Annotated in this window: 23 protein-coding genes; 20 read left to right on the top strand and 3 right to left on the bottom strand. The window is 42.4% G+C overall.

Annotated features, from left to right (window positions below):
- Positions 1-139 precede the first annotated feature (139 nt).
- The 13 genes from M1P97_RS15535 to M1P97_RS15595 all read left to right on the top strand — a co-directional run bounded on the left by M1P97_RS15535 (position 140) and on the right by M1P97_RS15595 (position 16,289).
- A complete protein-coding gene (locus M1P97_RS15535; RefSeq protein WP_249389553.1) occupies positions 140-1,723 on the top strand; it encodes an SUMF1/EgtB/PvdO family nonheme iron enzyme in 1,584 nt (527 codons plus the stop codon).
- A gap of 45 nt (positions 1,724-1,768) precedes the next feature.
- Positions 1,769-3,154, top strand: a complete 1,386-nt coding sequence (locus M1P97_RS15540; protein WP_195371828.1) for a Gfo/Idh/MocA family oxidoreductase — start codon at positions 1,769-1,771, stop codon at positions 3,152-3,154.
- A 3-nt stretch (positions 3,155-3,157) separates the two neighbouring features.
- The gene (locus M1P97_RS15545; protein WP_195371829.1) at positions 3,158-4,099 is read left to right on the top strand and encodes a sugar phosphate isomerase/epimerase family protein; all 942 of its coding nucleotides are present in this window, start codon (positions 3,158-3,160) and stop codon (positions 4,097-4,099) included.
- Positions 4,100-4,123: 24 nt separating this feature from the next.
- Positions 4,124-4,813 (top strand): helix-turn-helix transcriptional regulator, encoded by a 690-nt coding sequence (locus M1P97_RS15550; protein WP_195371949.1) that lies wholly within the window; start codon positions 4,124-4,126, stop codon positions 4,811-4,813.
- A 9-nt stretch (positions 4,814-4,822) separates the two neighbouring features.
- Positions 4,823-5,407, top strand: a complete 585-nt coding sequence (locus tag M1P97_RS15555) for a helix-turn-helix transcriptional regulator (protein ID WP_195371830.1) — start codon at positions 4,823-4,825, stop codon at positions 5,405-5,407.
- A gap of 93 nt (positions 5,408-5,500) precedes the next feature.
- Complete coding sequence (locus M1P97_RS15560; RefSeq protein ID WP_249389554.1) at positions 5,501-7,843, top strand: TonB-dependent receptor; 2,343 nt, start codon at positions 5,501-5,503, stop codon at positions 7,841-7,843.
- A gap of 236 nt (positions 7,844-8,079) precedes the next feature.
- Positions 8,080-10,155, top strand: coding sequence for a TonB-dependent receptor (locus M1P97_RS15565; protein WP_195371832.1), 2,076 nt, complete (start codon positions 8,080-8,082; stop codon positions 10,153-10,155).
- Between the two features lie 60 nt (positions 10,156-10,215).
- Complete coding sequence (locus M1P97_RS15570; RefSeq protein WP_249389555.1) at positions 10,216-11,421, top strand: MFS transporter; 1,206 nt, start codon at positions 10,216-10,218, stop codon at positions 11,419-11,421.
- 2 nt (positions 11,422-11,423) lie between these two features.
- Complete coding sequence (gene hemN, locus M1P97_RS15575) at positions 11,424-12,791, top strand: oxygen-independent coproporphyrinogen III oxidase (RefSeq protein ID WP_249389556.1); 1,368 nt, start codon at positions 11,424-11,426, stop codon at positions 12,789-12,791.
- Between the two features lies 1 nt (position 12,792).
- Complete coding sequence (gene hemG / locus M1P97_RS15580; RefSeq protein WP_249389557.1) at positions 12,793-14,166, top strand: protoporphyrinogen oxidase; 1,374 nt, start codon at positions 12,793-12,795, stop codon at positions 14,164-14,166.
- A gap of 35 nt (positions 14,167-14,201) precedes the next feature.
- Positions 14,202-14,600, top strand: coding sequence for a putative signal transducing protein (locus tag M1P97_RS15585; RefSeq protein WP_195371837.1), 399 nt, complete (start codon positions 14,202-14,204; stop codon positions 14,598-14,600).
- Positions 14,601-14,613: 13 nt separating this feature from the next.
- The gene (locus M1P97_RS15590; RefSeq protein ID WP_046148455.1) at positions 14,614-14,796 is read left to right on the top strand and encodes a hypothetical protein; all 183 of its coding nucleotides are present in this window, start codon (positions 14,614-14,616) and stop codon (positions 14,794-14,796) included.
- 161 nt (positions 14,797-14,957) lie between these two features.
- Entirely contained in the window at positions 14,958-16,289 is a 1,332-nt protein-coding gene (locus M1P97_RS15595; protein ID WP_195371838.1) for an NADP-specific glutamate dehydrogenase, read from the top strand.
- Between the two features lie 115 nt (positions 16,290-16,404).
- On the opposite strand, the gene M1P97_RS15600 is transcribed toward M1P97_RS15595, so the two are convergent.
- The 3 genes from M1P97_RS15600 to M1P97_RS15610 are packed head-to-tail and all read right to left on the bottom strand — an operon-like array spanning position 16,405 to position 18,715.
- A complete protein-coding gene (locus tag M1P97_RS15600; RefSeq protein ID WP_195371839.1) occupies positions 16,405-17,589 on the bottom strand; it encodes a class I SAM-dependent rRNA methyltransferase in 1,185 nt (394 codons plus the stop codon).
- A 2-nt stretch (positions 17,590-17,591) separates the two neighbouring features.
- Complete coding sequence (locus M1P97_RS15605; protein ID WP_028726123.1) at positions 17,592-18,176, bottom strand: 3'-5' exonuclease; 585 nt, start codon at positions 18,174-18,176, stop codon at positions 17,592-17,594.
- The gene (locus M1P97_RS15610; protein WP_195371840.1) at positions 18,173-18,715 is read right to left on the bottom strand and encodes a DUF5063 domain-containing protein; all 543 of its coding nucleotides are present in this window, start codon (positions 18,713-18,715) and stop codon (positions 18,173-18,175) included. The genes M1P97_RS15605 and M1P97_RS15610 overlap by 4 nt, the downstream gene beginning before the upstream one ends.
- Positions 18,716-19,132: 417 nt before the next feature.
- On the opposite strand from M1P97_RS15610, the gene M1P97_RS15615 reads away from it, so the two are divergent.
- The 7 genes from M1P97_RS15615 (at position 19,133) to M1P97_RS15645 (ending at position 26,415) form a co-directional block, all read left to right on the top strand.
- The gene (locus M1P97_RS15615; RefSeq protein WP_195371841.1) at positions 19,133-19,732 is read left to right on the top strand and encodes an HU family DNA-binding protein; all 600 of its coding nucleotides are present in this window, start codon (positions 19,133-19,135) and stop codon (positions 19,730-19,732) included.
- Positions 19,733-19,962: 230 nt separating this feature from the next.
- Positions 19,963-21,327 carry a tetratricopeptide repeat protein gene (locus M1P97_RS15620; RefSeq protein WP_249389558.1) on the top strand — a complete coding sequence of 455 codons (1,365 nt, stop codon included), beginning with the start codon at positions 19,963-19,965 and terminating at the stop codon, positions 21,325-21,327.
- A complete protein-coding gene (locus tag M1P97_RS15625) occupies positions 21,312-21,617 on the top strand; it encodes a helix-turn-helix transcriptional regulator (RefSeq protein WP_249389559.1) in 306 nt (101 codons plus the stop codon). The genes M1P97_RS15620 and M1P97_RS15625 overlap by 16 nt, the downstream gene beginning before the upstream one ends.
- A 163-nt stretch (positions 21,618-21,780) precedes the next feature.
- Positions 21,781-22,194, top strand: a complete 414-nt coding sequence (locus M1P97_RS15630) for a DUF3244 domain-containing protein (protein ID WP_249389560.1) — start codon at positions 21,781-21,783, stop codon at positions 22,192-22,194.
- 25 nt (positions 22,195-22,219) lie between these two features.
- The gene (locus tag M1P97_RS15635) at positions 22,220-23,380 is read left to right on the top strand and encodes a tail fiber domain-containing protein (protein WP_249389561.1); all 1,161 of its coding nucleotides are present in this window, start codon (positions 22,220-22,222) and stop codon (positions 23,378-23,380) included.
- Positions 23,381-23,387: 7 nt separating this feature from the next.
- Positions 23,388-23,849, top strand: coding sequence for a hypothetical protein (locus M1P97_RS15640; protein ID WP_249389562.1), 462 nt, complete (start codon positions 23,388-23,390; stop codon positions 23,847-23,849).
- A gap of 25 nt (positions 23,850-23,874) precedes the next feature.
- On the top strand, positions 23,875-26,415 hold the full coding sequence (locus M1P97_RS15645) for an FG-GAP-like repeat-containing protein (RefSeq protein WP_249389563.1): 2,541 nt from the start codon (positions 23,875-23,877) through the stop codon (positions 26,413-26,415).
- Positions 26,416-26,515 lie beyond the last annotated feature (100 nt).

A 26,515-nucleotide genomic window follows, 5' to 3' on the forward strand; every position in this document is an offset into this window, starting at 1 on the left:
AAAAAGCATAATCGGCTTACGATTAACGTTAAATAGGCCGGTTGTGCTTTCTTTATATTAAGGAAAATACTACTTTTATTGCCGATTTTTAAATCTAATTCTCAGACTAAGTGTAAAATATTGAATACCATAAAAACAGATGGCTACTAACAAAAATTCTAACCGATATTCATCAGATCCAAAGAAGTCTTTCTTTAGAGGAAAGACTTTTATGCTCCTTCTTGGAGTAGTCTTCGGTGCCGGGGTTATGATCCTGGCCTACAATACTTCAGTCTATTTTTCTTCCGACGAATCTTGTATGATGTGCCATGTGCACCCGCATGTGGAGAATAGCTGGAAACTATCCAAACACGTAAATAACGGAAGTGGAGTGAAAGTACATTGTGTGGACTGTCACCTCCCGCCTAAAAACGATACATGGAACCATTATACGGCAAAAGCGAAACTGGGCTTGAAAGATGTCTGGTCTTTCATGACGAAAGACAGTGCCGATTTCGACTGGAATGCAAAGTCTGAACTGGAGCATGCCGTAAAATATATCCCTAACGAATCATGTAAAGAGTGTCACCAGAATCTATTCCCCGAAGGGATTACGAACGATGGTATCACAGCGCATCTTTATTATGATGAGAATGAAAAGAAACTGGACTTGCAATGTATCAGTTGCCACCTGGATGCGGGACACTATAACCCGAACTATAACCATTCGAAGATGGCGGGTGTACCGGGTATGGCTTCCGGTGCCGGTGCAATCGATACAAGTCTCTATTTTAAAGAACCGGCAGCGGTAACAGCCTTTGCCGATTTCAAGGAACAGATCCCCGGCACTCCGGTGTCGTTTAATATGGTGGCTGTCCCCGGCGGAACATTCAAGATGGGTAGTACTCCGAAAGAACCGTTCCACAAACCGGATGAAGCTCCTGTACGTGAGGTAACTGTCAGCCCGTTCTTTATGGCTGAACTGGAAGTAACCTGGGATCAGTACTGGGCATTCTACGGTAGCACGATGAGTGAAGGGCGTACACCTCCCGAAACTGTATATGCAAACAACAGTAACCCGGATGTAGATGCTATTTCCGGTCCGACTCCTCCGTTCGGTTTCCCGGATCAGGGATGGGGTGGCGGCGATCGTCCGGCTATCACGATGACACATTATGCAGCTGAAACATTCTGCCAGTGGTTGTCAAAGAAGACAGGCAAGAAATACCGCCTGCCGACCGAAGCCGAATGGGAATATGCAGCCCGTGGCGGTACGGAAACTCCTTACTTCTTCTCCGGTAGCCCGAAAGATTTCTCGGATCAGGGTTTCTGGCGTAAGTTCTTCGATGCAAAGACCGACAGCATCAGTTCGTTCGTTATTTACGGTAAGAACAGTAAGAATAAGACACAAGAACCGGATCTGGTGAAAGCCAATCCGTTCGGATTAAAGAATATGTTGGGTAATGTCATGGAATATTGTGCAGACAAGTACGATCCCGAAGCTTACAGCAAGGGAGGTAATGCTGTAACAAATCCGTTGGTGACTGAAGGAACAGAATGGGTAGTACGCGGAGGTAATTATACTTCGGACGCTGCAGATGTTCGTTCGGCAGCCCGCGACTATACCAAACATGATGCGTGGTTGAAGACAGACCCGCAGCAACCTAAGAGTATCTGGTGGTACTCAGATATACGCGGTATTGGTTTCCGTGTAGTATGTGAGCCGGATGCCTCAATTAAGTAGTAGACTAGTGTAAAAATTATATCAATTCTTTAAATTTGCTATATCATGAAAAAGGAAAACTGTATCAGTAGAAGATCGTTTTTAAAAAGCTCGGCTATGGCTGGTGCACTGGGTGCAATCGGTACAGGTAGTGCGGCTAGTGTTTTAACATCTTGTGACGGTGGAAGCAAAGCGAATGCTTTGAAGCCGTTGAAAGAACCCGGAACATATTACATACCCGAATTGCCTGACCTGGCAACAGATGGACAGGAACTGAAAGCCGGTGTTATCGGTTGTGGCGGACGCGGTTCCGGTGCAGCTTTCAACTTCCTGAATGCCGCTAATGGTGTAACAATCGTTGCATTGGGTGACACTTTCCAGGAAAGAGTAGATGATCTGGCTGGAAAGCTGAAAAAAGATAAGAATATCGACATACCGGCCGACAAGCGCTTCGTAGGTCTGGATGCTTATAAGCAAGTAATAGACAGTGGAGTAGATGTAGTTATTATTGCAACTCCTCCTGTATTCCGTCCGGTACATTTCCAATATGCAACAGAAAAAGGAAAACATTCATTCCTTGAAAAACCGATTTGTGTAGACCCGGTAGGTTATCGTACGATAATGGCTACAGCTAAACAGGCTGATGCTAAGAATTTACGCGTGATCACAGGTACACAACGTCATCACCAGCGTCCTTATGTAGAATCTTATAAGAAGATTATGGAAGGCATGATCGGTGAGATTACAGGCGGTACTGTTTACTGGAACCAGAGTATGTTGTGGTTCCGTGAACGTCAGAAAGAATGGAACGATTGCGAATATATGATCAAGGACTGGGTGAACTGGAAATGGTTATCCGGTGACCATATCGTTGAACAGCATGTACATAATATCGACGTATTCACTTGGTTCAGTGGTCTGAAACCGGTAAAAGCAGTAGGTTTCGGTTCTCGTCATCGTCGTGTTACAGGTGACCAATATGATAACTTCAGTATCGACTTCACTATGGAGAACGGTATCCATATGCATAGTATGTGTCGTCAGATTGACGGTTGCGTAAGCAATGTAAGTGAATTTATCCAGGGAACAAAAGGTTCATGGGATAGCTCTACTATGGAGATCAAAGATCTTGCCGGTAATGTAGTATGGAAATACGATTATGAAGCAGAGAAAGCGAACTTCAAACAGACTGACCCGTATACATTGGAACATGTGAACTGGATCAACAGTATCCGTGGTAACAAACCGCTTCAGCAGGCATCCGAAACAGCCGTTGCCAATATGGCTGCCATCATGGGACGCGAATCGGCTTATACCGGTGCTGAAACAACCTGGGATGCAATGACTGCTTCTCCGCTGGATTATACTCCGAAAGACCTGAATCTGGGTAAGATGGATATGAGTACGTTTACTGTTCCGGTTCCGGGTAAACCTCTTGAACAAAAGAAATAAGATATGACTCTGAATAGAAGAAACTTTTTAAGAACAACATTGTCCGGTGCCGCAGTTGCTGCTGTAAGCACCGGTGCATTGGCCTCCTGTGCCGGCAAGGCTTCTTCTCCGGAAACATGTCCGGAAACTAAATCCTGCTGCAACAGTAAGGCGAAGTTGAACCTTTCTTTCCAGGAAGGGACTCCTCCGGGTGAAAGCCTGAACGAGAAGTTCGATTACATGGAGAAGATGGGTATCGTCGGTTTTGAGCCGGGCGGACGCGGGTTGAAAGACCGTGTGGGTGAGATCAAACAAGCCCTGAACGGACGTAACATCAAAGTCAGTGCCATCTGTGCAGGCTTCGAAGGTTTTATCCTCTCTACCGATCCGGCTATCCGTAAGCAATGTATGGATACGATGAAAGAGATCATCACGGCAGCCGGTGAGCTGGGTTCGACGGGTGTTATCATCGTTCCGGCGTTCAACGGACAGGTGCCGGCACTTCCTCATAACCAGGAAACCCGCGACTTCCTTTGCGAACAGTTCAACGAAATGGGTAACCATGCGGCTCAGAACGGAACCACCGTTATTTTTGAACCATTGAACCGCAAAGAATGTTTCTATATGCGTCAGGTAGCCGATGCGGCTTCCGTATGCAGGGATATCAACAATCCGGGCGTTCGTTGCATGGGCGACTTCTGGCATATGACCTGGGAAGAAACTTCCGATATGGGAGCGTTCCTCTCGGCGGGCGACTATCTGCAACACGTACACGTGGCAAGCCGTAAACGACGCAGCATGCCGGGTGAGGATGGTGATGCAGATAACTATGTGAATGGCTTCAAAGGCCTGAAGATGTTGGGTTATGATAAATATGTAAGTTTCGAATGCGGATGTCAGGGTGATCGTAACACGGTTCTTCCTGCCGCAGTGGAATTATTACGCAAACAATGGGAAGAAGCATAAATTATGCCTTTAGTATATCCTAATATGCAAATGAGCGAGGTGGTGGAGGAACATCCCTCGCTCATTCCTGTAATCAACCGGTTTGGTATCCGTCTTGGATTAGGCGACAAATCGGTGAAAGAGATCTGTGACGAATATCAGTTGGATACCGACTTTCTACTGATAGTGATCAACACGTTCCTGAATGAAGAGTACTTTCCGGAAAGGAAACTGCAAACATTCCATACTTCGCAGATCATCGATTACCTGACCAAGACCAACCAGTATTATTTACGTTATCAACTGCCGAATATAGAGCGGCATCTTACCTCTTTTATCTCTATGAGTACACCGGGCAACAATACGTTGAACCTGATCGGCAAGTTCTTCTCTTCTTTTAAGGAGGAGTTGACATCACGCATAGAGAAAGACGATCAGCTATGGTTTCCCTATTGCCTGTCTTTAAGTGAAAAGATTAACGGCTGCCAGGCCTCGGACGGAGCCGAAGTGCTTCAGCTCGGTGGCGAGCAACGGTTGGAAGATCCTATTGAAGCCCTGCTTTCCGACCTGAAAGGTATCATGGTTAAACATCTTTCGGGCGATTATAACGAGAATTTATGTTATGCCGTGATCTTCGGGATCAGCAGTCTCGCGAAAGATATCAAGCAGCACAACCGCATCCGTTACCGTATTCTTACTCCGATGGTTTCCGCGATGGAGAAACTTTGTAAATAACCCTTGTTGATGCATAGAACCAGGCAAATAGCGATCATTTTATCCGATACTTTGCAGAGCATTGGCCTTCAGAGCTTGCTTACCGACTATTTCCCTCCTGTGGAAGTGTGTTGGTTTCCTACGTTCGATGCTTTCAATGTTGACGGTTGTAACGATACGTTCGATTATTATTTTACCTCACCTGAGACACAGGTCATGAACGGTGATTTTTTCCTTCCCCGCCGTAGTAAGACGGTGGTGTTAATCAATGGGGGAGAAGGCGACGGTGGTATCTCTACAACGAATCATATCACGATAAAAGCTTCCCAGGAGATTATCATCGAGCAGTTGCAGCAATTGTTGGCCAACGATAATTCCGGTAATTTATCCGGGGATACGAACAAAGACCTTTCCACCCGTGAAACCGATGTCCTTCAATTGATCGTAAAAGGTATCACCAACAAAGAGATTGCCGATAAACTGAGCATCAGTCTGAACACTGTTCTGACCCACCGCAAAAATATTACCGCCAAACTAGGCATTAAAACCGTCTCCGGCCTTACCTTCTACGCTATCATGAACGGGATTATTTCGGGTGATGATATAGAATTGTAGAAATAGCATGTTAAAATCACTACATGTAGTGATTGATGGCCTTGTATCTTTCCTGTTCCTTTGCAATCAGAAAATACTAATAGTTCGAATACGATGAAACAATGCTACCTGTATGTCCTGGCTGCAAGCTCTTTATTCGGTTTGCAATCGTTGAAAGCCGATGAGGTGAATGTAAACAAAAATGATACTATTAAGACATATAACATCGATGAAGTTATCATAACTTCTTCGACAAAGGAGACGAATGACTTGCGTTTGTTGCCCGGTTCCGTGTCTATCCTCTCCCCGCAAGCAATTTCCGGACGCCAGATCGATGCGTTGAAAGATATCAGTTCCTTTGTCCCTAACCTGTATATGCCGGACTATGGTTCCAAGATGACTTCGGCCATTTATATTCGTGGTATCGGTGCACGAAGCAGCGGGCAGTCGATCGGGCTATATGTAGATAATGTACCGTATCTCGATAAGAGCACATTTGATTTCGAACTGAATGATATCCAGCGTATCGAAGTGTTACGTGGTCCGCAGGGAACGTTGTACGGCCGTAATGCGATGGGAGGTATCGTGAATATTTATACCCTGTCACCTTTCAATTACCAGGGAACGAAACTGTCCTTATCCGGTGGAAATTATGGTGCGTTCAAGGCAAAGGGAGCACATTACCGGAAGTTGAGCGATAATGTAGGTATTTCCCTTAGTGGCTATTACGATCGGAACGACGGATTTTTCGTCAATGAACTGAAGAACACACGGGCGGATAAGGAAGAGTCGGCAGGCGGACGTTTCAAACTGGACTGGCTGATCACTCCGAACCTGAAGGCGCAATATACATTCAACTACGATTATGTTAATCAACGGGCTTTCCCGTACGGACTTTACAATAAGGAGACGGGAGTCGTAGAACCGATCCGTATCAACGACCCTAGTTCTTATGAACGTAATATGTTGAACAATAGCCTTTACCTGGAATGGAAAACCGATAAGTTCCTGCTTTCTTCGACCACTGCTTACCAGTATCTGAAGGATGACATGAAAATGGACCAGGACTATACCGAAAAGTCTATCTTCACCCTCAACCAGAAACAGAAACAATATGCCTGGAGCGAAGAAGTGGCGATCCGTTCGAACGATAAGAAGAATTACCAGTGGAGTTTCGGGGCTTACGGCTTTTACAATAGCCTGAAGACGGATGGGCCGGTGATGTTTAAGAAGGATGGTATAAAAGAGGTTCTACAGGCAGCTTTCGACAAGATTCCTTTTCCAAAGTTTACCGTTAAAGGAGAAAATGATCAGATATATTTTCCCGGCTATTTTGAAACGCCTACTTATGGTTTGGCCCTGTTTCACCAATCGACATATAATGATTTGTTTATTCCCGGACTATCCCTGACGGCCGGTCTGCGTCTGGATTATGAAAAGGCGAAGATGAATTATGATTCATCGGTGGAAGGCATGACGATTAATATGTTTTTACCCAGTATGGCTCCGGGTATGCCGACCATTAATCAGGACTTTCCTGTAACTTCCCGCCTGACGGGAGAAGAGTCACAGGATTTTTTGCAACTACTACCTAAAGCATCCCTGCGTTATCAGTGTTCACCGGGAACATTTACTTATATCTCTGTTGCCAAAGGATATAAAACGGGAGGATATAATGTGCAGATGTTTGGTGATTTGGTGCAGGCTCAGGCACAGTACGACTTGAAGGAAGAAATAAAACAGATAATGCCGTCGGGAATGGGAGGGATGTTTGAAAATCCGGAATTGCCGCCTGTATCCGATGTTGCTTCTTACAAACCGGAGCATAGCTGGAATTATGAGATCGGTGTTCGTAGTGAATTGCTTAAAGATCGTTTGAATATGGAACTGACGTTATTTTATATGGATATTAGCGATCTGCAGTTGACTACATTTGCCACGAATGGTAGCGGTCGTATGATAACAAACGGAGGCAAAGCCGATAGTTATGGTGTGGAGGTCAGTCTCCGCAGCCTTATCACAACAGGTCTGACCGCCGACTTGAATTATGGCTTTACCCGTGCCACTTTCCGTGATTATGCTACCTTGGATAAGAACGAGGAGGAGACGAACTATAAAAATAATTTTATCCCGTATACCCCGCGTCATACCGTCAGTCTGGGATTGCAATACACCAAGTTGCTACGTAATTGCTGGCTCGACCAGTTCACTGTCTCCGCCCAGTACACCGGAGCCGGTAAGATTTTCTGGACGGAAGAGAATGATATCAGCCAGAGCTTTTATGGTGTGTTAAACGGCAAAGCAGGTGTTCGCAAAGGTGCCGTTAACCTCAACGTCTGGAGTCGTAACATCACGAATACGGATTATCAGGCTTTCTATTTCGAATCATTCAATAACTCATTCATACAAAAAGGCAAACCGTTCCAGATAGGAGCGGAGGTTGCTGTAACATTTTAAATTTATCAGTTTTGAATGTTTCATTATTTGACAGATTTGAATGTAGTGCGTTGGTAGGGGCGGTTCGCGAACCGCCCTTACAGGCGCCGTCACAATGGAACAGGCAGGTTCGGCCGTAGGGGCGGGGTCTGCCCGCCCTTCTTCACCGGTTGTTATATTATTGTCGCAAAGGGTGGGCAAACCCCACCCCTACAAAACCTGTCATTTTGGTTCACCTTTTTTTATAAATAAATTATATGAAAATAGTACTCTTATCTTGTTGTTTCTTCCTCTCCGTATTATCTGTTAAGGCGGAAGACCGGGATACCGTAAAAGTTCGTCAGGTCGATCTGAACGAGGTGGTCGTACAATCATTCAAGCAGAACAGGGATCTGCGGTTGGAGCCATTATCGGCTTCGTCCGTAACAGGGACAGCGATACAAAATAAAAATATCACCGATATCAAGGAATTCAGTTCCTTTATCCCGAACCTGTTTATGCCGGATTACGGTTCGAAGCTGACTTCACCCGTTTATATCCGTGGGATCGGTTCGAAGATCAATGCCCCTTCGGTCGGGCTTTACGTAGACGGCATACCTTACTTTGAAAAGTCGGCTTTCGATTTCAACTTCACCGAGATAGACCGGATGGAAGTATTGCGTGGCCCGCAGGGGACCCTGTACGGACGTAACACGATGGGAGGTATCATTAACGTATATACTAAATCGCCATTGAAATATCAGGGAACGAACGCCTTTATCTCTAACGGTACCTATGGTAATCGCGATTATGCCCTTTCCAGGTATGCAAAGATCGGGGAAACTTTCGGTTATGCCCTTTCCGCCAATTATAACCGGAGTGACGGATATTTCACCAACCTGTATACCGATAAGAAAGCTGACGATCAGAAAACCGGTTCAGGACGTATCCGTCTCGAATGGAAACCGACAGACCGATTGTCGCTGGGCCTGATGAGTTCGTATGATTATTCCAAACAGGGTGGCTATCCTTACGCCGTTTGCGACTCCCTGACGCATCGGCCGGGCGATGTCGATTATAACGATTATAGTTTTTATAAACGGGCCATGTCTACTACCGGGCTGACGGTCGAGTATCGGGGAACGGGTTACAGCCTGAGCAGTAAAACCGCTTTCCAATATCTCTCGGATCACCAGGGGATCGACCAGGATTTTTCTGTACAGAGCATCTATTTTGCCAGGCAGGATCAGAAACAGAAGATGCTGTCGGAAGAATTTAATATCAAATCGACAACGGCCGGCCGTTATAAGTGGCTGTTCGGTGCTTTCGGTTTCTGGCAGGGGATCGATAATACGGTGACGCTGGATTATCTGTCTGCCCAATACAGTACGCGGAAATTATATGATACTCCCACTTACGGTTTTGCCCTTTATCACCAGTCTACGTTGGATAGCCTGCTGGTGGACGGTCTGTCCCTGACCCTCGGGGTCCGATACGATTACGAACGGGCTTCTACCGATTATCTGGCTTTTAAAGATGCCGGCGGTAGCAGTAGCCGGACAGATGATTTTTACAGTAAACTGAAATTTAGCCAGGTGACGCCCAAGATTGCTTTGCAATATATGTTTCCCTCTACCGGTCTGTTGTATGCTACCGTGACGAAGGGGTACAAGACTGGTGGCTTTAATACCTCTTTCGAACGTGAGGAAGACCGCTCTTTCAATCCCGAAAGTAGCTGGAACTATGAGTTGGGAGGGAAACACCCTTTTCTCGATAACCGGTTGCGTGCCGAGATCGCCCTTTTCTGGATCGACTGGAAGAATCAGCAGATCAGCCAGACGCTTCCTTCCGGCAGGGGATCGATGTTGACGAATGCCGGACGCAGCGTTAGTAAAGGCGTGGAAGTCACTTTACAGGGAAACCCGGTGAACGGCCTGATGGTGCAGGTGAATTATGGCTTTACTCATGCCACATTTAAGGAATATGTCGATGAAAAGAAAAATATCGATTACTCCGGCAATCGGCTGCCGATGGTTCCTTCGCATACCTTTGCCGTCGGAGCCGACTACACGATATCGAATCCATGCTCCCATATCGACCGTTTCCTCGTCAGTCTGAACTATACCGGGACGGGCCGGATCTATTGGAAGGAAGACAATAAAGTTTCTCAGTCTTATTACGGACAATTGAACGGAAAAGTTTCTGCAACCAAAGGATTTGCTACCTTTGCAATCTGGGCTAAAAACATAACGGATACCCAATATAACGCTTTCTATTTTGAATCGGGAGGGAAAGGCCTGGCACAACGGGGCCGGCCATTCACGATCGGAGGAAGTGTGGCGATTTCCCTTTAGCTTGCCTGACAGAAAAGTATCGCTCTCGGTGGTAGCCGACAATGATATATAAAGAAAAACATGAAACAAGAAAACAAAATATTCAATCTCGGAACCTTTTTTTGTCTGTACATCGCACAGACGATACCGATGAGCTTTTTTTCCACCGTCATCCCGGTCATGATGCGGCAGGAGAACTTCTCTTTATCAGCCATAGGATTACTGCAACTGATCAAGCTGCCCTGGATACTGAAATTCCTCTGGTCGCCGATGGTAGACCGTCATGCCCGGACGACGGGCGACTATAAGCGTTGGATATTCTCTTCCGAACTTATTTATGCCGTACTGATCTTTGCGGTTGCTTTCCTTGATTTCAAAACAGATTTTTATACCATCATAGGCTTAATCATCGTCTCGTTCATTGCTTCTGCCACGCAGGATATAGCGACCGATGCCCTGGCCGTTCTCTCGTTCAGCCGGAAAGATAAAAGCCTGGCGAACAGTATGCAGTCGATGGGCAGCTTCGGTGGTTCGCTGATCGGTGGCGGGGTGCTGCTGTTGTTGTTTAAACAGTTGGGATGGAACAGTCTCCTGCCTTGCGTGGCTTTGTTTGTTATAGTGGCTCTGCTCCCCTTGTTTTTTAATAAAGGAATTGTTATTCAGCCGAAAGATACCCACGAACGGGCAAAGAAAGCCGATGTCTTCTACTTTTTCACTCAAAAGAAAATATGGAAACAGATCGGTTTCCTGTTCCTCTATTATTCGGGATTGATCGGGACACTGGCAATGTTGAAGCCTTACCTGGTCGACCTGGGCTATTCGATGAAAGAGATTGGCGTAATGAGTGGGGTGGTGGGGACTGCCTGCGGCTTCCTGTCTTCCTTTGCCGGAGGCTTTATCGTCCGCCGCATCGGACGGCATCGCGGACGGCTGTTGTTCTCCCTCTTTGTCTTGCTAGCGACGCTCTATTTTCTGGCTCTCTCTTATACGACACCGACAACCGAACTCTTGTATGCCGGTATAGCCCTGCTTTGGGGAAGCTATGGGATGGCTACCATTGTGGTATATACTACCGCTATGGATTGCGTACGCCCCGGACGGGAAGGAACGGATTTTACGATACAGACTGTGATTACGCATTTGAGCGGAATGCTGATGGCCATACTGAGCGGGAAGATAGCCGATTATACCGGCTATCACGGATTGTTTTTCTTTGAGGCCGGCCTCGCCCTCTTGTCGCTTGTGTATATATTGATCGTGTTCGGAAAAGAGAAAGAAACAGCATAGTTATGATACAAAACTTATTACAGAAATACAATGTGCCGGTTCCGAGGTATACCAGTTATCCGCCGGCCAATTATTTTACGGATACATTTACAAATGCAGATTATGAAACTGCCATAGAAGCCTCTAATGCCGCAGGTCCCGGACATATCTCTTTCTATGTACATATTCCTTTCTGCCGTCATCTTTGTCATTATTGCGGATGTAATTCGTTTGCGATGATGAACCGGAATGTGGTGGAACGTTATATAGAAGCCGTACATGTGGAGATCGATAGAGTGAAAGAGCAGCTGGCTCCGGGACGAAAAATATCCCAGATACATTATGGCGGAGGAAGCCCTACAGCCATGCCGGTATATATTTTAAAAGAACTGAACGAACATCTGTTAGCCGGTTTTGAAACGATCGATCAGCCGGAAATAGCCGTGGAATGCCATCCCGGATACCTGGATGAAGAATATTGGCAGTACCTGACCGAAGCCGGTTTTAACCGCTTTAGCCTGGGTGTTCAGGATTTCAATGAAAAGGTATTGAAGACGGTAAACCGTCGTCCCTCCTTACTGCCGGTCGAAATGATCTTCCGGATCCTTCGCAGCAAAGGAGCACGTATCAATATGGATTTTATTTACGGATTGCCTTTCCAGACAGCCGAGAGCTTTTCCGAGACCATTACCCGGGCAGCCGTTTTACGACCGGACCGTTTGGTTACTTTTTCTTATGCGCATGTCCCCTGGGTCAACCGGCAACAGTTGATCCTGGAAAAAGCCGGCCTTCCCGCCAGTGAGGAAAAGAGTCGTATGTTTGAAGCTGCGAAAGAAATATTGGGCGATGCCGGTTATAAAACCATCGGTCTGGATCATTTCGTTTTAAAAGACGACGAACTCTATACCGCCCGGCAAAACGGACAGCTGCACCGTAACTTCCAAGGCTATTGTACCCGTCGTACCACAGGACAGGTGTATGCTTTCGGTGTGACGGGCATAAGCCAGCTGAGTTCCGCTTATACACAGAACAGTAAAGATATTCACCAATATATCGAACAGATCGAGGGGGGGGCGTTTGCCATAGCCAAAGGATATACATTAAGCCGCGACGAACAGATCACCCGTGAAGTGATCGAAACGCTGATGTGTAACTATACCTTGAACTGGCAGGATGTGGCTACCCGCCTGTCTTGCCCCGTAGATGAGGTAAAAGCAGCAACTGCTTATGATGAAAAACGTATGCGGGACTTTGCCGCAGACGGCCTGGTCGAATACGACGATGACCATATCCGCATGACTTCCGAAGGTGCTCTTTTTGTTCGTAACGTGGCTGCATCGCTGGATAAGCTGATGCTTCATTCTAATAAATCATTTTCTAAACCAGTCTGATATGGAACAGCATACTACGGATATTCTGATAATCGGAGCCGGGCTAACCGGTCTGACTACCGCTTTTCATCTGGTACGTGGAGGAAAACAAGTGCATATACTGGAATGTAGCGACCGTGTTGGAGGGCAGATCCATACCTTTCGTGAAGAGGGTTTTATCTTTGAGAGCGGACCGAATACCGGTGTAGTTTCTTATCCCGAAGTAGCGGAACTGTTCATGGCTTTATCTCCCGACTGCAAGCTGGAAACTGCTCACGAAGAGGCGAAGCGCCGTCTGATCTGGAAAGGAAACTCATTCCGTGAACTCCCTTCGGGTCTATTCAGTGCGGTTACCACTCCTTTGTTTACCCTCGGCGATAAGTTCCGTATCCTGGGAGAACCTTTTCGCGCAAAAGGTACGAACCCTGACGAATCGGTAGGAGAGTTGGCCGCCCGGCGGTTAGGCAAGTCATTCTTGAATTATGCCGTCGACCCGTTCCTCTCCGGAGTGTATGCCGGTAATCCGATGACCCTGATCACCCGTTATGCCTTGCCCAAGCTCTATAACCTGGAGCAGCAATACGGCGGTTTCATTAAAGGAACTATCGCGAAAGCCCGTCAACCGAAGACGGACCGTGACCGCCTGGCCTCCAAGAAAGTCTTTTCCGCTGCCGGAGGGTTGGATAACCTGACCCGGACGATGGCCGTAGCTATCGGTGAAAAGAATATCACCCTGTCGGCTTCCGGCATAACCATCTGCCCGGCAGAAAAGGGCTGGCTGGCCAGCTATACGACTCAGGAAGGTAAGCAAACCATCCTGGCTGATAAGGTCGTAACGACCACCGGTGCCTATGCGTTGCCGGAGCTTCTTCCTTTTATTCCGGAAGAAGAAATGAGTAAGATAAGTAATTTGAAATACGCACCGGTGGTACAGGCCAGTGTCGGTGTGCGTAATACCGGAAAACTTCGTTTCAATGCTTTTGGAGGACTGGTTCCTTCCTGCGAGAAAAAAGATGTTTTGGGTATCCTTTTCCCGGCTGCCTGCTTCGATAACCGTGCCCCGAAAGGAGGCGCTCTCTTTTCTTTCTTTATCGGAGGAGTGAAGCATGTGGAACTGACCCGTCTGGAGGATGACGAATTGAAGGCATTGATCACTCACGAATTTCATGCTATGCTGAAATTCCCGGCCGATGTGCAACCGGATATGATCCGTATTTTCCGCCATCCCCGTGCCATCCCTCAGTATGAGTTGAGTAGCGGCGAACGTTTTGCTACGATCGACAGGCTCGAAGCGCGATATCCGGGATTGATCCTGGCCGGCAATATAAAAGGCGGCATCGGTATGGCCGATCGTATCCGGCAGGCAACAGGTATCGCAGAAAACTTGCTCATGTAAGTCAAAATCACTTCCTTTGCAGAAAAGACAAGCTTATGGATAATAAGGATAAGATGGTAGAAATAGCCCGGTTTCAATATCCGGCAGAGGCTCAGACATTGATGGCATTACTCAAGTCGGAAGGTGTCGGGTGTTATCTTCGTAATGAATATAGCAGTCAGGTAATGGCTGGCTACGTAGACGTCGGTGGTGCCCGTGTGGAGATACTGGAGAGCGATGTCCCTCAGGCCTTGGAAATAATGAAAGAAGGAGGTTATGATATCCCGGCCGAAGAAGAGCAGCCCGAGCAGATCCGTGTGGTTGTAGGCTGGACTCGTCATATCCCTTTTTTGCGAAACCTTGCGTTTGAAAAGCAAATTGTCATCTTATTTCTGATTATAGCTGTGTTTTTGGCATTATTAATCTTTTTTGGATCAGAATACTCTTCCAACTAAACAAATGTAATAAATGGCGCGTAGAAAGATAACAAATAGTCAGGCGGTATGTCTTACTTTATTATGGGGCGTTTTGGCCTACATGCTGCTTACATACAGTGAAAAGATAACCTTTGATGTGATATTTGCCCTGGTTGCATCAGCTATCATTGTGTTCGTTCCTGTCTATAAGAACATAAAGCGTAGGAATGAATAGCATTTAGTCACATTTGTCTTCTTAAAATATCGAAATGATATTTTTTTATCATTTTTTCTTTCAAATATTTGCTGGTATGAAAAAATGGCTTACCTTTGCGACGTTGTTAAAAGAACAGCGTAAAATAGCAAAGTGGTATAACATTCTAAATAAACAGTTCTATGAAGGCAAATGAAGTTTTAGACAACTTAAAAAGAAGATTTCCTAACGAACCCGAGTATCATCAAGCAGTTGCCGAAGTTTTAGGCACTATCGAAGAAGCTTATAACGAACATCCTGAATTCGAAAAAAGCAACCTGATCGAACGTCTTTGTATCCCCGATCGTATTTTCTCTTTCCGTGTAACATGGACAGACGATAAAGGACAGGTACAGACAAATATGGGTTATCGTATCCAGCATAATAACACGATCGGTCCGTACAAAGGCGGTATCCGTTTCCATGCTTCGGTAAATCAATCTATCCTTAAGTTCTTAGCTTTCGAACAAACTTTCAAGAACTCACTGACGACACTTCCGATGGGTGGTGGTAAAGGTGGTGCCGACTTCAGCCCGCGTGGTAAGTCAAATGCTGAAATCATGCGTTTCTGCCAGGCATTCATGATGGAATTGTGGCGTCATATCGGTCCTGACACTGATGTGCCTGCCGGTGATATCGGTGTGGGTGGTCGTGAAGTCGCTTATATGTACGGTATGTATAAGAAGCTGGCTCGTGAGAATACAGGCACACTGACAGGTAAAGGTATCGAGTTCGGTGGTTCGTTGATCCGTCCGGAAGCAACCGGTTACGGTAACGTTTACTTCCTGCTGGAAATGCTGAAGACTCGTAATATCGACATCAAAGGTAAAGTGGTAGCTGTGTCCGGTTCAGGTAATGTAGCTCAGTATACAGTTGAAAAACTGATCGAACTGGGAGCTAAGCCGGTTACAATGTCAGACTCTGACGGTTACATCTATGATCCGGAAGGTATCGACCGTGAAAAACTGGATTATATCATGGAGCTGAAGAATCTGTACCGCGGACGTATTCGTGAATATGCAGAAAAATATGGCTGCAAATATGTACAGGGTGCTCGTCCCTGGGGTGAAAAATGCGATATCGCTATGCCGAGTGCAACCCAGAATGAATTAACGGGAGACGATGCCAAGACATTGTTAGCTAACGGTTGCTTCGCCGTTTCTGAAGGAGCAAACATGCCTTCTACTCCGGATGCTATCGATGCCTTCCTGGAAGCTAAGATACTGTATGCTCCGGGTAAAGCCGCTAACGCCGGTGGTGTTTCTGTATCAGGTCTGGAAATGACTCAGAATGCAATGAAACTGAGCTGGACAAGAGAAGAAGTAGACGAAAAGCTGAAAGGTATCATGAAATCTATCCACGAACAATGTGTAAAATACGGTTCTGAGGATGGTTATATCAACTACGTGAAAGGTGCAAACGTAGCAGGTTTCATGAAAGTTGCAAAAGGAATGATGGCACAGGGTATCCTGTAAATTATAAATAAGGAGTTGTTTGCCAAATAAACATTCTGTAGTTATTTGGTCATGTAAAAAAGGGAACCGGAAGGTTCCCTTTTTTAGTTATCGGTTGTAAACGAGAGTGATTTTTTTATTCTACGTATAAAACTAATCCTTTCAGATATTCCCCTTCCGGATGGTAAATGTTAACCGGATGATCGGCCGGCTGCGTCAATTGATGCAGGATACGTACGCTACGTCCTGATTGTGCGGCAGCACTGAACACTGCCAGGCGGAAATTCTCTTTGCTGACCACCTGTGAGCAAGAGAAGGTAAACAGGATACCTCCCGGTTTGATCTTTTCAAAAGCGATCGCATTCAGTTTGCGATATCCTTGCAAAGCGTTGCGTAATACATTCTTATGCTTGGCAAATGCAGGAGGATCGAGAATGATAAGGTCGTAATTGCTTCCCATCTTTTCCAGGTATTTGAAGGCATCTTCAGCAAATGCTTTATGACGCGAATCTCCTGGGAAATTCAGTTCCACATTTTTATTCGTCAGCGAAATCGCTTTGGCTGAACTATCTACCGAGTGAACCACTTCGGCACCGCCACGCATGGCATAGAAAGAAAAACCACCCGTATAGCAAAACATATTTAATACCGAATGACCTTTCGCATACTTTTCCAGTAACGAACGATTCTCACGCTGGTCTACAAAGAAACCTGTCTTTTGTCCTTTTTGCCAGTCTACGCAGAATTTCAAGCCGTTCTCTGTGGCAATATCTTCTACCTCTCCACCATATAAATAGCCATCTTCACTCCCGAGGTTGGCTTTGTAGGGAAGAGTTGCTTCCGATTTGTAATAAATATTCTGTAAAGTGTCTCCCAAGACAGTCTTTAATGCTTCGGCTACATCATGACGGGCATAATGCATACCAACCGAGTGAGCCTGCATAACAGCCGTATGAGAATAGATATCGATCACCAGACCGGGAAGATTATCCCCTTCACCATGAATCAGACGATATGTATCATTGTTTTCTACTTCTGCCAGATCCAGCTCCTTGCGGAGAGTGTAAGCAACGCGTATACGTTCTTCCCAGAATTTTGCGTCGATAGTGACCGGCTTGAACGATAAAATGCGTACGGCAATACTACCGATCTGATAGTGGCCGATAGCCAGGAAACGCTGGTTTGTTCCGTACACTTCTACCAGGTCGCCCTCTTCCGGGTTACCTTCAATGCTTTGGATAGCTCCGGAGAACACCCACGGATGGAAGCGCAGCAACGATTCTTCCTTTTTAGGTTTGAGAAAGACTTTACAATAGTTCATTATTATTTATCTTGATTCAATTGGTTGTATATCTTCAGGCAGGCCCAGGCGTCGAGGGCTGCATATTTCTTCTGTTGTTCGGTCAGTACATCGGCTTCCCAGTTACTCAGGCGCTGGCCTTTCGATATTTTCTTGTCGAAAAGGATAGCATATATCTTTTGCAGGCTGGCATCTTCGATACCGAACTGTCCGACATAATTTTGCAGATCCAGAAAGTTCGCCGGCTTGATATCTGTCCGTTTCCGTATGGCGCCGAAGTCGTCGCGCAGGGAAAGGCCGATCTTTAATATTTTGTCGTTTACCATGAAATCTTCGAGCGGTTGAGGAATACCGATTCTGTTCAGACGGAACAGGAAACAAGCTTCGTCTGTTGATATCTGCATCAACGAGATTTTATAACGCGTACCTTTTTTAAAGCTGGGACGTGTCTCCGTATCGAAACCGACAGCCTCAAATTGTAACAGGTATTCAACCGCTTTATCTGCATCTTTTTCGGTGTCGATAACGATAATCCTACCGGGAAATTCTTCTATTTCAAGAAGTGATATTTCTTCTTTTGATATTGTGTGTGTATATTGTGTCATCATTCCTCGTTCGTTTCTATAATTTCATCATCACTGTAACGGGCAGCATGAAGAGCTTTCAGTGCATTCAGGAGTTGCTGTCCCCAGAACTCCCGGAAGTTGGTACGGCATAAGGCGATAGCCTGAAGCATCACTTCTTCGTATCCCTGACGGAAAAGAGAAACGAAATTACCGACATCCTGATAAACATCCGCCAGGTTTTCCGAGATAAATGCAGCGATAGGCGTGTCACTGTACTGCATATCCGGATGGAAAGTTTCCAGATAGGTGTCTTTTTCTCCCAACAGGCTTGCGATCCGGGTACGAACAGATTCGTACATGTCTTCTGTTACGAACAATTCCGATTCGGCATCTTCATCAGATTCCACTTCCGGCAAAAGCGTTGCCTTCAGATAAAGCAAGGGCAATATCTTTACAGCTTTGTCCATAAAATCAAAAAGGCCGTTTTGTCCGGCTGCTTCAACAAATGTGCAAAACTCTAGCGCTACAGTTACAAACTCCAGCGTATTACGTTCGTATATGGGATTATTTTCCTTTTCCATTTTACTTCTTATGGTGTTCCTACCATTTCTAACCTGCAAAAGTAAGAAATATATTGCGATAATCAGAATTATTAATTCTTATTAAGGTCTAATGGTGAAAAGTCGGTCGGCAATTAGATGAGTTTCATGTATAGTGTAAACAGTTAAGAACAGAAGTGAATTTGAAAAAATAAAAATTGCCAGATGCTATAAAAAATAAGTATTCAAGAGAATAATTTCCTTCATTCTTTCGTATCTTTGAACGGAAAGACTTCAATGGCTTATAATTATCGGCCGTATGGCTGATAGTTGTGAGCCGTATGGTCGATAATTATGAGCCATACGGCGGACGGTTATCAACCGTTGATTAGTCGCGGTAGTAATTCAAATTAGTATGGCATGTAAGAAGCAATAGTACGTAACCTAATAAATAATATCATGGCTATAAAATTTAAAGTTTATTCAACACCTAAACCGAATGGTCGGAAAGGAAGTAAATTATCCCATGCGCGTGCAATCAGCCAGGGCACATATAATCTGGAGAAAGTATGCAGGCTGATAAGCGAACGCTCGGCTGTCTCATCAGCGGAAGTGAAAAGCGTTCTGGATTCGTTTGCCTGGGTGATCGAGTTGGCTCTGGAAGATGGCTGTCATGTCGAGTTGGATGATTTGGGATATTTCTCTCCATCATTGAGAACTGTTCCGAATAAGAAAAAAACCGATAATAATACGGTTTATGTAGACGGGATCAACTATCGCTGTTCCACTTCTTTGCGTGAAAAATTACGGCAAATCGATTTGGTATATGTGAAAGACAAAAAGAAGCCGGATAGTTGGGAAGAACGTAAAAAGAAACTGTTGAGTCATATTGCTACCTGGGACAGTATCAGTCCTCGCAGCTATGCAGAAGCTATCGGTTGCTCCCGATACCGGGCTGAGGCCGATCTGAAAAAATTTGTGGAGGAAGGGGTGTTAGTCAGAGTAGGATACCGGAATAAGGTGATGTATTTGCTGGCGAACGATGAAGGGAAGGGATAAATTACTGTATTTGCCATTATTATGTGGGGAAATGTGTTTTATTATCACATTTCAATATCTTAGGTTGATTGGACTTATAAGTTTTTGGGATTGACAAATATGGTTGAAAGGTAAAATCTTATTGAAAAATAATGGCTGTATGTATTGTTTGAGTAATTTTCTTTGTGTAATTTTACGATTAGAGAGAATGCCGGAAAAACAAAGGGACAACGCAAATAATATATACAGTTATGAAAATATATATACTACCTATCTTATTCATTCAGATCCTATTGTGTCTTTCCTGTGGGTCTGGAAAAAACGAAATGATATTTTCTGAATCAGAATCTCTTTTAGAAACTGATCCTGATAGTGCTTTGTATATATTGGGCTCTATTCTTTACCCAGAGGAATTGAACGCAGAAGAATATAATCGATATGTCCTATTAAAAATTCAGGCTGAATATAAATCGTATCAGGATATCACATCCGATTCGACTATTCTTTCCGTACGGGATTATTATTTGGAAAAGAACGATAATCCTAATATCGCTTTGGCATTATATTATTGTGGTTGTTATTACAAGGAGTGTGGAAACGGCGAAAATGCAATGAGATGTTTTCTGGAAGCTGATGGGTATGCGGAAAAAGGCGGTAATATAAATTTGAGGGGACTGATTCGGAACGCTATTGGAGTTCTTTTATTAAATCAGTTTGATAGTGAGGGAGCAATATTAAGTTTTCGAAAGTCTGCTTCTTTTTATAAACAGGTCGGAAATTTGAAAAGTGAACTTATTACTTATATTCAAATAGGTGATTGCTTTCAGTATTTGGAACAACCGGATAGTGCTCTTTTTTATTATATGGAATGTTTGCATTTAGTTGATAGAGAAAAATTATGCCAGGAGAAATCTATCGTTCGACAAAACTTAGGTGTATTATATGCCCAGAAAGGAGAATTAACAAAAGCTATTCGATTTTTGAAAGAAGCATTGGAATACACATCCAATCAAGATAATCAAATAAAAATATATGTGTCTTTGTTAGATTTGTATACTGCAAGTCATCAAGGAGATTCGGCAAATGTCTATATGAGCTATTTGTTGCAAAGGAAAGATAGCATAAAGGATGTATATATAAAGGCTAATTTATTTCAGCTTCTTTCAGAGAGAGAGGAACTCCTTAAAAATTATCCGGAGGCTTTGACATATTATAAAATGTATGCTGAGAATCTTTTGCAGATAATTGATGTTAATCAGGATAAAAGATTGTTGGAACTTCAGAAAAAATACGATTATGAAAAGGTTCGATTACATAATATTCGTTTAAAACTGGAAAGAGCAAATATCTTTATCGGTTTAATATTAGGAATATTGTTTTTTATTATTTCGATATTCTTATTATTCAGAAAATATAAAGAACATAAAAATGAGATATTAGAATTAGAAGAAAAAATAACGCATTTGAATATTTTATCCCAAAAATATGATGAAAAGGAACAAACATTTACTTCCTATTTACTTAAACATTTTAATGTTTTAAAGAAAATGTCCAGTTTAAAGATTTATATGAATAAAGATGTATCTCATAAAGATGAATTTTGGATAAAAAAATAAATGAGATAATCTATGGTCAGGATGTTTTGAACTGGGATGTCTTATATGATGTAATGAATAAATTGCATAATGATTTTTTTATCAGGTTAAAAGAATTATATCCTCAATTGAAAGAAATAGAATATCGTATTCTTTGTTTGACCTATTCCGGTTTTTCAACAGCGGAAATATCAATTGTATTAAATTTGAGTGTAAATACAATAAATATGAAGCGTTCTGCTATACGTAAAAGTTTAGATATTGTAGCTTTTACTAATTTGCGTGACTTCTTAAATGAAAAATTGAATTGATGAACCTTTTCTGTTAGTTGAAAAGTTATATTGTGTATTTTTTATATGGTTGATTATTAGCTTGTTGTTTTTGATTGTGTTCTGTAAAAAGTTATATACGTGTAGTGTGATAGCGAATAGTAACTAAATTTGTTTCCAAATTAACATAATAAAGAATAAATATATGAATCAGACTAAAACACTATTCGGAACATTAATAGTAGCAGGCTTTTTTTTTATGCCTTGTGTTCAAACTAATGTATTTGCCTCTGGTAATAAAGAATTATGTACAGTGGCAAGTTCTTCAAAAGTATATTTGAAAGGACGTTTGTCTACTCCGACAACGCGAAGTAGTTCTCAATCAATTGAAGTTTTTCAGGAAGATAATGCTTTGATGGTTTATTATTTGAATGCATTAGGAAAAATAGAAATTACAATTAGTAATAATCAGGATTCAATTGTTTATTCAGACGTAATATCTGTATTCAAAGATTCTAAATCACTTATTGAATTGAGTGGATTATCTAATGGTAGTCATATTATTAAATTTAAAGATTCAGAGGGTGGAGAATTGACTGGAATATTTACTGTTGAATGAAAAAATATAAATAAACTATATGAATATGAAAAAGAAGATTTACCTATTAACCGTTTTAATTACTTGTTTATGTTTTACCTCAAATGCTCAGTTGAGATTATTACAAAATGGTCGTGTCCAAGCAGGAACACTTAGAACAGATCCGACAGAAGATCCTCTGAATGTAACAACAATGCAGATATTTGGTCCTTATGGTGACATGCGTTCCGGTTCAAAATTGACATTCGGTGATTTTGGACAATATCCAAATCAAGGATGGAATGTCTTTATCGGGGAATATGGGGCGGATGATACGGATCAACTTTGGTTACATGGGAAAAGGGGTATCTATTTAACTACAAGTGGCCAAGCAAATAATATTGTAGCATATTACGCTCCGGCATCGAATAGTAATTTTATTTTTAATACGAATCTTCGGGTAAATGGTGTGAATATAACTTCCGATGCTCGGTTGAAAGAGAATGTTCAGACACTTCAAAATCCATTAAATATTGTAAGTCAGCTAAATGGAGTTAGCTATAATTATAAACTTTCTGAAATTAATAAATATCGCGAACAGGATGCCTCAAAGTTTACCGAAGCTCAGAATATGCAGAATGGCATCAGCAATGAACTTTCTTCAAATACGGGCTTGACTGGTAAGGAGAGTGAAGACAAACTTTACCAGAATGCAGTTGAAAGGAAAGAAGCGGAAGATGCTAGTCGGAAAAGGATTGGTTTTTTGGCTCAAGATATAGAGAAGGTTTTACCGGAACTGGTACAGACAGATGAAAATGGAGTCAAGTCGATTGATTATATCGGTTTTATACCTCTGATCGTAGAAAGTCTCAAAGAAATGCAACAAACTATTCAGGCACAACAAAACGAAATAGATCTTTTGCAGAGTCTTTTACCAGAGGAAAGTAAGTCGCTATTACGTTCTACATCTACAGATAATATCCTTATTGAAGGAGCAAAATTATATAATAGAGCCGGAACCTCAGTTTCTTATACATTGCCTTCTACTTTTTCCAATGCATATTTGCAGGTGTTTGATATTGCTGGAAGAATGTTAAAGAAAATAACCTTGACGACCACAAATGATACTGTGGAAATAAATCCATCCGAGATTGGTTTGGGAACGTTTATCTATGCGTTGTATGTGGACGGACAGAAAGCAGATACATTGAAGAAATTTGTAAACTGATTTTTCTATGAAAAGAGAAAATATGTTTATGGCATACATAAAGATATGTATACTATCTTTCTTGTTATTTGGATTTGTGAATTCCTTATCTTCGAAAGATTTCAAAAACGGGAAAGAACTAAGTGATAATTCAGGTCGGATTATATCTGATAGTCTAAGAACAGAAGAATGCTCAGATAGCACATCTGTCTTTGCTACAGGCTCATGTGTCAATACTTTTGAAAACCGGACAGTCTCTTCGACGGTTTCGGTTCAGGGATGTAATACTCTTGTTGTACAGAATGTGACAATTACTAATAATGGTAATTTGACACTGGTTGCTCCGGAAAATATTACATTAAATGGCCCTTTTGTGGGAGAATTAGGAAGTATATTGAATATAAAAATAGGGCAATCTCAACTGATGTTCGAATTTATCTATGATGCTTCCGGTAATCGAATCATGCGACAAGTTAGTATTGTTGAATGAAATCTTAATTATATCAACATAAATTATGACTAAATACATATTCTATATATTATTATCAATAATCATTCCTTTTCAGGGACTAGCTCAGAATACATCGAATATATCCGGCTCTTTTGATATTGGTCCTGTTGGAAATGCAACATATAATATTCCAATTGATTTACTTCCTGGTACTGCCGGAATAAAACCTGATATTTCAATTGTCTATAATAGTTTTTCGGGAGACGGCATTATGGGAAAAGGTTTTTCATTGTCAGCTGTATCTTCCATTACCCGTACTAATACAACTGTTTTTCATAATGGTAGTATAAGTGATATAAAGTTCAATAATACTGATAATTATATGCTGGATGGCAATCGTTTGATGTATAATGCAACAATGGGTCAATATCGGACAGAGATGAATCCTTATTCGCAGATAAAAAGTATCTCCCCGAATACTTCTTCTGCACATTTTGAGGTAAGGACAAAAGAAGGTTTAATAATGGAATATGGTAATACTTCAGATTCCAAATTATATGCTCAGTCTCCTCATGAAGGTCAGGTTGCATTTTGGATGCTTAATAAAGTAAAGGATCGTATAGGTAATTATTATACATATATATATGAAAAGAATGATAGCAATGGAGAAATCCGTTTAAAACAAATAGATTATACAGGAAATGAAGGCTCTGCACCTTATTGTTCTGTGAAATTTGTTTATTCAAATCGTAATAATGCTGTTAATTTGAACTATATTGCAGGTAGTGAATTTAAAGAAAGTAAGTTATTGAGTGAGATAGGTGTTTACTATGGGACCTCTTTGTATCGAAAATATACAATGACTTATAATTTTGACGCAAATGATTTTACTTATCTTTTATCTAAAATTACAGTTACCGGATTAGATAATGAAACTCTTAAACCAATAGTGTTCAATTGGTATAAAAATACGGATTTTAAACATGAACAAGTTATATATGACCAATCGTCAAGTGCTACAAATTACATAAATAAAGCTTATATTTCTCTGGGTGATTACAATGGAGACGGTAGAACAGACCTTTTGGCTACACCTATGGATGATGCCGGATGGACTGGCTGGCGATTGTTTTTGGCTGATACAGATGGTAATAAACTAACCTATTCCGGATCAGGGACTCTTCCGGAAAGGTTTAAGGAACCGGTTCCTGGCGATTATAATGGAGATGGCATTACTGATTTTCTGGCATGCAGAGAGACAGTTGCTAATAGCCTTGATGGAGTTGACTCAGTTTCGGTACCAGATACCTTGGGGGATCAGCTAGATAAAGCATCTGTTACTTATTATAATTATTTTGTTTATTATGGTACGGGTAGTGGATTTACAGCCGGACCTTGTATAACTACTGAATCTCGTCCGCATGGTGTAAGAGTAGCAGATTTTAATGGGGATGGAGCAATGGACTTATTTGTGTATTATAAAAATAAGAGTGGTTCTCAGGATTACAAAATATGCATGTCTGGTTATTCTTCCGGTACTTTAACTGCATTTAATACAGTTAAAACAGGCCCTATCCTTTCAGAAATGAATTGGGATCAAGTTGAAGTCTGGGATTTTAATGGTGATGGGTTGGCTGAAGTTATTAATTTTCATGATGACGGTTATGACTATATGGAGAATAATGGAGCTGGATCGTTACATAGAAGCAGAACTGGAACTTTTCCGAATAAGAATCATAAAATGAGCTTCGGAGATTTTAATGGTGACAGAAAAATAGATATATTACTGACAGGTTGGAATAATATGGAATGGGGGGAGTGGCAGACCTTATTATCAACAGGGGTCGGGTTTAAGAGTCACTCTTTTCCAAAAAAGTTCAATACTTTTTCTAAAGATATTTATGTCTGTGACTTGAATGGTGATGGGAATGATGATTTTTTTGCTGTTGATAAATCTTCGGATAATATGAGTTCTCTCAGATGTTTTACTGGATATGATAACGGGCGTAACTTTAAAGAATATACAAGTGTAAATACATATGGATCTGATAAATGGAACTTTTTCCCTTTAGATACAAGAGGTGACGGTAAGTTAGGCTTTTTGGTAACATCTGCATCTAATTCCTGGAAAGGATATCAATTGTATATGTCAAATGCCGGGTTTTCCAATTTACTGAAATCGGCTACAGACTCTCATGGGAATGTGACAACTATTTCTTATAAAAAAATGGCGGATGCTTCCATATATACAAAAACTTCTCCAACAGGAGGAGCTGCAACTGTTTCCGGATATGATTGCCTGTCTTTTACTGCTCCATTCAAATTAGTGTCGAATGTAAGTGTTAGTAATGGTATTGGAGGAACGAATAGTATTACATATAATTATGAGAATGCAAAAGTCTTTAAGCGGGGACGCGGCTTTTTGGGCTTTACCAAAACTATAATGAATGACCTGAGTGCTTCTGTTAAGACAACAATTACGCAGGATTTTTCAGATACCTATTATCAAGCAGCAGTAAAGAGCATAGAAAAGGTATACACTCCGCAGAATCGAAAATTAGTACAAACAGATTATATCAACCCGTTGGCGGAATTAATTCACTAAAAAATGTCAGGAAATAAGTTGTGCATATCATTGATTATTAGTATTTTAATGGTGATCAAACTATTAATATACAGCTCAATTATGCACAACTTATATGCAA

Source organism: Parabacteroides leei (genome assembly GCF_023369805.1).
Classification (GTDB): Bacteria; Bacteroidota; Bacteroidia; order Bacteroidales; family Tannerellaceae; genus Parabacteroides; species Parabacteroides leei.